This window comes from Halobacillus sp. A1, from assembly GCF_024189295.1.
GTDB lineage: Bacteria > Bacillota > Bacilli > Bacillales > Halobacillaceae > Halobacillus_A.
In genome coordinates, this window is record NZ_JAIZEN010000009.1 from 137,876 (window position 1) to 145,594 (window position 7,719).

General features: G+C 43.5%; 2 protein-coding genes. Both read right to left on the reverse strand.

Translation table 11 applies throughout. The features are described from left to right. Positions 1-3,690, reverse strand: a complete 3,690-nt coding sequence (gene addA, locus LF817_RS11750) for a helicase-exonuclease AddAB subunit AddA (protein ID WP_253936009.1) — start codon at positions 3,688-3,690, stop codon at positions 1-3. Next, positions 3,674-7,195, reverse strand: coding sequence for a helicase-exonuclease AddAB subunit AddB (gene addB / locus LF817_RS11755; RefSeq protein ID WP_253936010.1), 3,522 nt, complete (start codon positions 7,193-7,195; stop codon positions 3,674-3,676). Before addB ends, addA begins: the two co-directional genes overlap by 17 nt. Positions 7,196-7,719: the final 524 nt, after the last annotated feature.

Consider the following 7,719-nt stretch of genomic DNA (forward strand, 5'->3'; position numbering starts at 1 on the left):
TTAATCTACCTCCACAATGAGCGGTCCATTGAAGAAATATAGACAGCTTTTCTCAACAGGTTGATTCCATATCTTCTCTAATGCTCTCCCATACAACTGAAGCTGGGTACGATATCTATTTTTTAATACTTCTTCTACATCTACATCAGAAGGAATCGTATCCGTCTTATAATCAATGATCATCCAGCCGCTGCCATAAGGAACCACAGCATCAATCACCCCTTGGATAAAAACCTTTTCCTCAGTGGGATTTTTCCAGTCTTTATACACTTCATGAGCGGGTAAAGTCAAGCTGAAAGGAACCTCCCTCTCGATGTGCTCCGCTTCTCGTAAGAGCTTTCCGATGGACGTTCCAAAAAAGCTGGAAATCGCATGGTGATCGATTTCATCCGCTTCCTCCCGCCGCAGGACTTCTTTATGAACAAGATGTTCTACAAACTCTTCCACCTCTTCTGGGCTGTGGGATCTTTTTAAAGAAATATGCTGCATTACCGTATGCATCGCTGTACCTATTTCACCAGAGGAGAGTCCTTGTTTTTGCTGCATAAAGCGCGGACGTGAAACAAGCGGTGCTCGATAAGGGGTTAGCAATTGATCACTTGAATATTCATCCATGACTTCACGCTGCCTCTTTATTTCTGTAACTGTCTGTTTAGCACGGGAATGAGAAGCTTCTTCATAAGGATAGCTGTAATCCAGCCGATCAATCCGCGAGTCGCTCTCCGTTTGAATAGGCGCCCATGAATCAATATGCATTTGCAGCTCTTCGTCACGTTGTTTCTCCAATTCCTCTACAACGGCAAAGTCCGCTCCATGAGCTAAATGAATTTTCCATTCTGAAGCATCCTGTTCAATTTCTTCCGAAGTCCTCACTTCGACTTCTTCTGAACGTAGTTCTCCACTATCTTTATGACGGATTAAAGCAGGTCCCACCCAGTCCAGGTAAGATTTTGCTTCCAGCCGATCATGAGGCGGAAGAACCCAGTTTTTGTTTTCGGTATGAGTGAGCCACTTCTCTTGTTTTTTCTCAAATGAAGCCACATTGCCCACCATCACCAACTTCTCTTTAGCACGAGTTAAAGCCACATACAGAACACGCATTTCTTCGGCCAGTAGCTCTCTTAGTTTGACCCGTTTTATTGCGTGATAAGCAAGAGTAGGGAACATAAGCCGCTTCGCAGGATCGATGTATCTCGTTCCGAACCCGTAATCCTTATGAAGTAAGTAACGGTTTTTCAAATCCATCATATTAAACTGCTTATCCATCGCCCCGAGCAGCACGACTGGAAATTCCAGGCCTTTACTCTTATGAATCGTCATGATACGCACGACGTCCTCTTGCTCCCCCAGGGCTCTGGCTGAACCCAGGTCATCCCCGCGCTCTTCCATCCTTTCTATGAAGCGTAGAAAACGGAACAGCCCTCGAAAAGATGTAGCTTCATAAGTACGCGCTCGATCATACAAAGCTCTCAAGTTGGCTTGACGCTGCCGTCCGCCAGGCATTCCCCCGACAAAATCATAATATCCCGTCTCACGATAAATTTGCCAAATCAAATCTGAAAGCCCTCCCTGGTGAGCCTTCTCTCTGAACTTAGATAATTGGTGAAGAAACGTTTTTACTTTCTTTCCTGCAGCGGAGGAATCTGCTGATTTTTTTATCGATTCATAATAACTTGCCCGCTGATCTTCCAGGCGCAGCTGCATCATTTCATCCTCATTCAGCCCGACAATAGGAGATTTCAACACAGAGGCAAGCGGGATGTCCTGCATCGGGTTATCGATGACTTTCAATAGATTGATCATAATTTTTATCTCGATAGCTTCGAAATATCCAGTAGAAAGCTCCGCATATACAGGTATCCCCTGATGTTTCAGTTCATCCAATATAGTCGATGCCCAGGTCATAGATCGCATTAATATGACGATATCACGATACTGCACAGGACGCTTCATCCCAGTATCTTTATCCACTACCTGTAAGGGCTCTGCTTCTCCATGCCCGAGCCACGTCCTTATTTTTTCAGCATATGCCCGAGCCTCAAGCTGTGCTTTTTCCAAGTCTTGAAAGCTGTCATCCTGCGGGCTTTCTTCTTTTACTTCTCGATCAATGATCATCAGTTCTGCCTTAGCATTATCAGAAGGGACATCATCATACAACGTGTTACTGTATATAAGTTCAGCCTCTGGCTCATAGTTCATTTCACCAACTTCTATGTCCAGCACTTGCCGGAATACATAGTTTGCCGCGTCCAACACTTGTTTACGACTGCGAAAATTACGGGCTAAATCGATCCGTTCCGCATCATAATCTTTTTGGCCGTATAATTGGTATTTGGTTAAGAATAACGAAGGCTCTGCGTGCCGAAAGCGGTAAATGCTCTGTTTGACATCTCCGACCATGAACAAATGTCCGGCATCAGGAGCATCAGTTAATAAACGGAGAAGCGTTTCCTGCACGAGATTCGTATCCTGATATTCATCAATCAGCACTTCGGTGAATTGATCATGAAAACTTCGAGCTATTGAGGACGGCACAAGCTGCTCCTTAGTAGAACTGTCATCTAATAAGATTTGCAGACAATAGTGCTCTAAATCTGAAAAGTCGACGAGAGCTTTTTCTTTTTTGAGCTGCTGGTAGCGCTCGTGAAAATCTTTTACGACAACTGCAAGCTGTTCCATTACTGGATGAAGAGCTTGCATATCGTTCAAATAACTCTCAAGGCTGCGGTGGAACCATTCTTCCTTCATTTCTGTCCAGCGCTTTTTATAGCGGTCCCTGATTTTCTTAGCCCGTTCTTTTTTCTTTTCATCACAATCCATTTTCTTGCGTGAAAGAGCTGTAAACTTGCTGCCGCTCATATAACTTTGCAGTTCTTCCCAGGATACAGCGAGTGCCCCTTTCGCCTGCTGTACCATTTCCAGATCGGAAGCAGCCGTCTCTCCATAGCTGGAAGGCCCATCGGGTTCTCGTGTCAGCTCAATAAACTGGTGAATTTCAGCTTCGATAGAATCAAGCTGACTCTTCACATCTCTTTTTAACAGGGACAGCCATTTAATGTCATCTTCTGTCTCATACTCCGGCTTTTCATACATTCCGACCATTTCATTCAGCCATTCTTCCGGCCATGGGTTCTGCATAGCGAATGTATGAAGCTCAAGGATTAGCTTCTCTACATCAATGTCATTACGGTCACTTGAAAAACGATCGACCACATCAAAAAAGCGTTGCTGCTCCTCACCTTCTTTTCCATACCAATCCTCAAATAGATCTTCGAGCACTTCCTGTCGTATCAAGTCCGCCTCTACATCATCTGTAATTCGGAAACCAGGGTCTAAGTCTATTAAATAGGCGTGTCTCCGAACTACTTCCATACAAAACGAGTGGAGTGTCGATATGGAAGCATTCTGTATGAGGGAAAGCTGCTTTTTCAAATGCCTTGATTCGGGATTACTTTCTAATGCTTTTCCAAGTGCCAGGCCGACTCTGTTTCTCATCTCTTGAGCCGCTGCATTTGTGAACGTTACGACTAGTAAAGAATCAATGTTGATCGGCGATTGCTTATTCAAAAGCTTTTGGATGATCCGCTCGACAAGAACAGCGGTTTTTCCTGAACCTGCAGCCGCAGCCACGAGAATATTTTTGCCTTCTGTATAAATGGCTCGTTCTTGTTCTTTAGTCCAGCTGACCACGTACATTCTCCTTTCCTGACATGATTTTCTCTATGACTTCTTCTTCTTTGTAATTTTTCAACTTGCGATAATTATGATCTTCTAAGGCAGGATCGAATTGACAGACAGATCGGAATTGACAATAATCACAAGCCGTCTGGTCGTCTTTTAAAAAAGGATTCAAATCGATTTCCCCATCGGTAACTCTTTCGCCGGCATTTTTCATCAGCTGGCGGATATATCCTGTGAGCTGATTGAATTTTTCACTTTCCACTGTTTTCGACCCTTTGTAAAATCCTCCGCCTGCTTTTAGACCCGCAGGTATGATTTGACTGCGGCCTTTCTCAAGACTTGTATCCATCATTGAGACAAGTTGTTCGTCTTCTAACAACAAGCCAGACATTTTAAACTTTTTAAATATTTCCTGCTCGATTTCATCATCACCGATCCACTGTTTCCCTGAAATCATCGGATTATGCACGTGGAAATAAAGGACTCCAGCAGGTAGTGCAGGTGTGCCGAGCCAATGTTCCGCATTCGTTAATACCACATCTAAATAAGCAAGCATTTGCAGGGCCAATCCATGATATACATCAATCAAGTCCAGCCCTTTGGCACTAGATTTGTAGTCAATGATTCTCAGGTACAATGCTTGTTCATTAAGTGCGCGGTCCACGCGATCAATACGCCCCCGCAACATTAACTGATGACCATTCTGAAGATGAAGTGACAACGGAGGAAGTTTTGAATTTTCCCCCATTCCGAATCCAAGCTCCAAACCCACTGGAGAAAATTCACTTTTTCTTGCCTGCTCACTTAAAATGAATGCCGCTCTCGCTATCACACCCTGGAGTTTATGTTTAATATAGTGATGGCGATTTGAGCTATGAAGTATTTGATTTTGAAGTATAGGAGCCAGTAATGTCGTCGCTTTCTCTGCGTATTTTGTAGTATCCTCGTGATTCAACTGGGAAAAATCACGGCCCTCCTGCTGGATCCACTCCGTGATTTGCTTTAAAGCCTCATGAAACAGCTGGCCGATATCGGGCGCATCCAGCTTATAAGTTTTTCTTTCCTGAAGCTTGAGACTATGATTCGAAAAATATTGATAAGAGCAGCGGTGATAGGTTTCAAGCTGGGACACACTTGTGTTGACAGGGCCATCAAAAAGTTTTTTCTTTGTATCTTCCGTTAAATGAACTGGGGTGTTGCGATAGAACAAACTTTGCAGGACGCGGTTGGTGAGTCCGCCCTTTTCTTCTTTTTCGATGTACCAATTCAGGACATTCCACCAGACAGGATCGACAGCATATCCTCGCAAATGACGGGCGAGCTGGGAGGTCAAAGCTGCTCTTGTTTTAACGGGAGTTGATATGAACCTTGAAGCTTCTTTTACATCGTCAGGATCCTGTAGTAACAAGTGGTCTTCCGCATGCGGGAACATTTCATTTATTCGCTGAATGATTTGCGCAGGCATTTTGGATTTACCTTCCTCATTACTTAATGGATAACTCATCCAGAGATAATCCTTAGCCATCGTTAATGCTAAATACATATAGAAACGGTCATCCAATAACTGCCGATTCATTCCGTCAGCTAAACGAACTCCTCCTTCAGATAGGATTTCCCGTTCTTTTTCAGATATCATGCCATCAATGGTAGGCTTCATCGGCCATACTCCATCCGTCATTCCTAACAGGAATGACGCTTTTATTCCCGTGATTCGGGAACGATCGACATTACCGACAATTACGTGATCCATACTCGGGGGAACATGAGCAAACGTCAGCGCTTCAAGCCCGCTTTCTATCGTACTTCTGAAAATTTGCAGCGATATTTTTTCTTCTCCGGCCATCTCTACAATTTCGTCCAGGAGCTGTAATCCGGCATCCCAGACCTGTTCTTGCTCTCTTGCTCGCTCTATATTTCCACGCTCATCGTACAAATCACGCCATTTTTCCAATTGAGCAGGAACATTCATCTCATCTAGCCAGTAATAGATAGCTTTGGCACGATCAGCAATTGTAGCTGCTTCCCGTAAATTGCGGTCAAAGGGCTCAAGATAGTCGATCACTTGTTTACGATATGCATTAATCCGGTCTTCCTTTCGCTTTTCTCCATCGGTTTGAGCAGCCTGTTCAAACCCTCTGAACCGCTGATATATCCATCTCTCTTCACTAAACCAACGGTCACGTTTACGAACTCCATACTCTAACACATAGTTTTCAAGCTCATCGATCGCTTTTTCATCAAGAGGATACCTTTCATCATCTGCAGGGATGAAACCCGTTTTTAATAACCTGAACACAGCATCATACCGGAAGTTCCCTTCGATGACGTCCAGGCCAGACCGAATCAATTCGATCATCGGATGATTAAGCATGGTGCGTTTCTCATCAACGAATACCGGGATTCCGTAATCATCAAATAACGTGTCGATAAGGTTGTGATAAACATTTGGTTCACGTATCAATACCGCTATGTCTTTATAACGGTAGCCCTCCTCTCGAACCAGTCTCAAAATTTCTTGCGCCGCCCCTTCCACTTCCGCTCGAGGATGTACGGCTTCAGCGATTCTAACAGGGGCATTCTCTTCGCATACTGGAGCAGGATGGACATCAAAATACGTTTCTAAATGAAGTAATGCAGGTTTCCCTTTGAATCTACCTTCTTCGCGATTAAGCACTTCGATATCATCGACAGCCGTTCCTGCTTCCTCTGCAAGCTGCTTTAACGTGAAATACGTTTCTTTAGTCTCGTAAAAAAGATCAAGTTCTTCCTGTTCCTGAGACTCATCTTCTGGAAGTTCCGTAGTCAACGTTACCCGTACGGTTCTACACTTTTTTAATAAAGCTTCGATCACAGTATATTCCTGAGGGGTAAAGCTATGAAAACCATCTAAATAAATATCAGCATCTGCCAAAAAGTCAGCATCAGGAATTTTTTCAGCTAACAGCTGCAGTTGATCTTCCGAATCTATGTATTGCTCACTTAAAGCATCGACTAGACGATCGTAGATATAATTTAAATCGTCTAATTTATCTCGCAGACCTTCTTCATGGCTTGTACGGTGGACAAACTGATCCATAGCCATCATCTGAGAATGTAAAACATCCGGAGTTACTTTATAGCGTTTAAATTCTGTAATCATGCCTTCAAGCTGTTCAATGAATCCTTGTTTTTCAATCGCTTTTTGGAATACTTTCCAGTCTGAGGTCCGCTCTTCAACAATCTTCCTGAGCATCATTTGTACTCCAGTTGAACTGATAAACCTTCTTGTACCTCCGCCCGTTTCCTGCAAAACCCGCCAGGCCAGCCTCGAGAAACTGAACACTTGGGCACGGATCGCACCTTCGATATCTCCGCCAGTCAACAGAGCATACTCCTGCTGAAACGTCATTTGATCAGGCACAATATACATAATTGGCGGTCCTGCTGGATTTTCGCTAAGTTTATTTCGAATTTCCTCTAAGCACCGCGTTCCTTTTCCCGCTCCGGAACGACCGAGTAAAAACTGAAGCCCCATAATTTCAGCCCCTCCCTATCCATCTTATTACCATTCATTTTATCATCTATTGCTACCTGCCCATAGCTTTTGGCTCGTACACAGTCCAATCGAAAAGAAAACTAAAAATCATACACCTCTGTTTAACCCCCTTTATTTTTGGATCTGTTCCTTTGGGTTAGCAGAAGAAAAGGTTCCGATAAAAACAACAAGCAACTCTTTTATCTAAAATAAAAATAAGATTAAGCTGTTTTTTCATAAAACTATGTTGAAAGTTGTTAATTATCATAAAAAATCATTCCACTATATGGCAGGATTGCGGAAGACTTGAATTCGAGATAATCGGGGTTCGTTGCCGTATTAAGAGTCAGGGGTTGTTGGAAAGCTACTCGCTTTCCTGTGGGGGAAGTGGCGAGCTTCTGGATAGGCTACACTTATTTGGACAGTTTCGTTAAGGTGAGTTACACTTTACTAAATATTTCAATTAAGGAGACTACACATGACCCCAAGGAATCGCCGTAACTTTACAGATGAATTTAAGAAGC

Excerpts from the sequence above, each read along its gene's own strand:
- addB (WP_253936010.1), bottom strand. The coding sequence starts at position 7,195 with ATGGGGCTTCAGTTTTTACTCGGTCGTTCCGGAGCGGGAAAAGGAACG.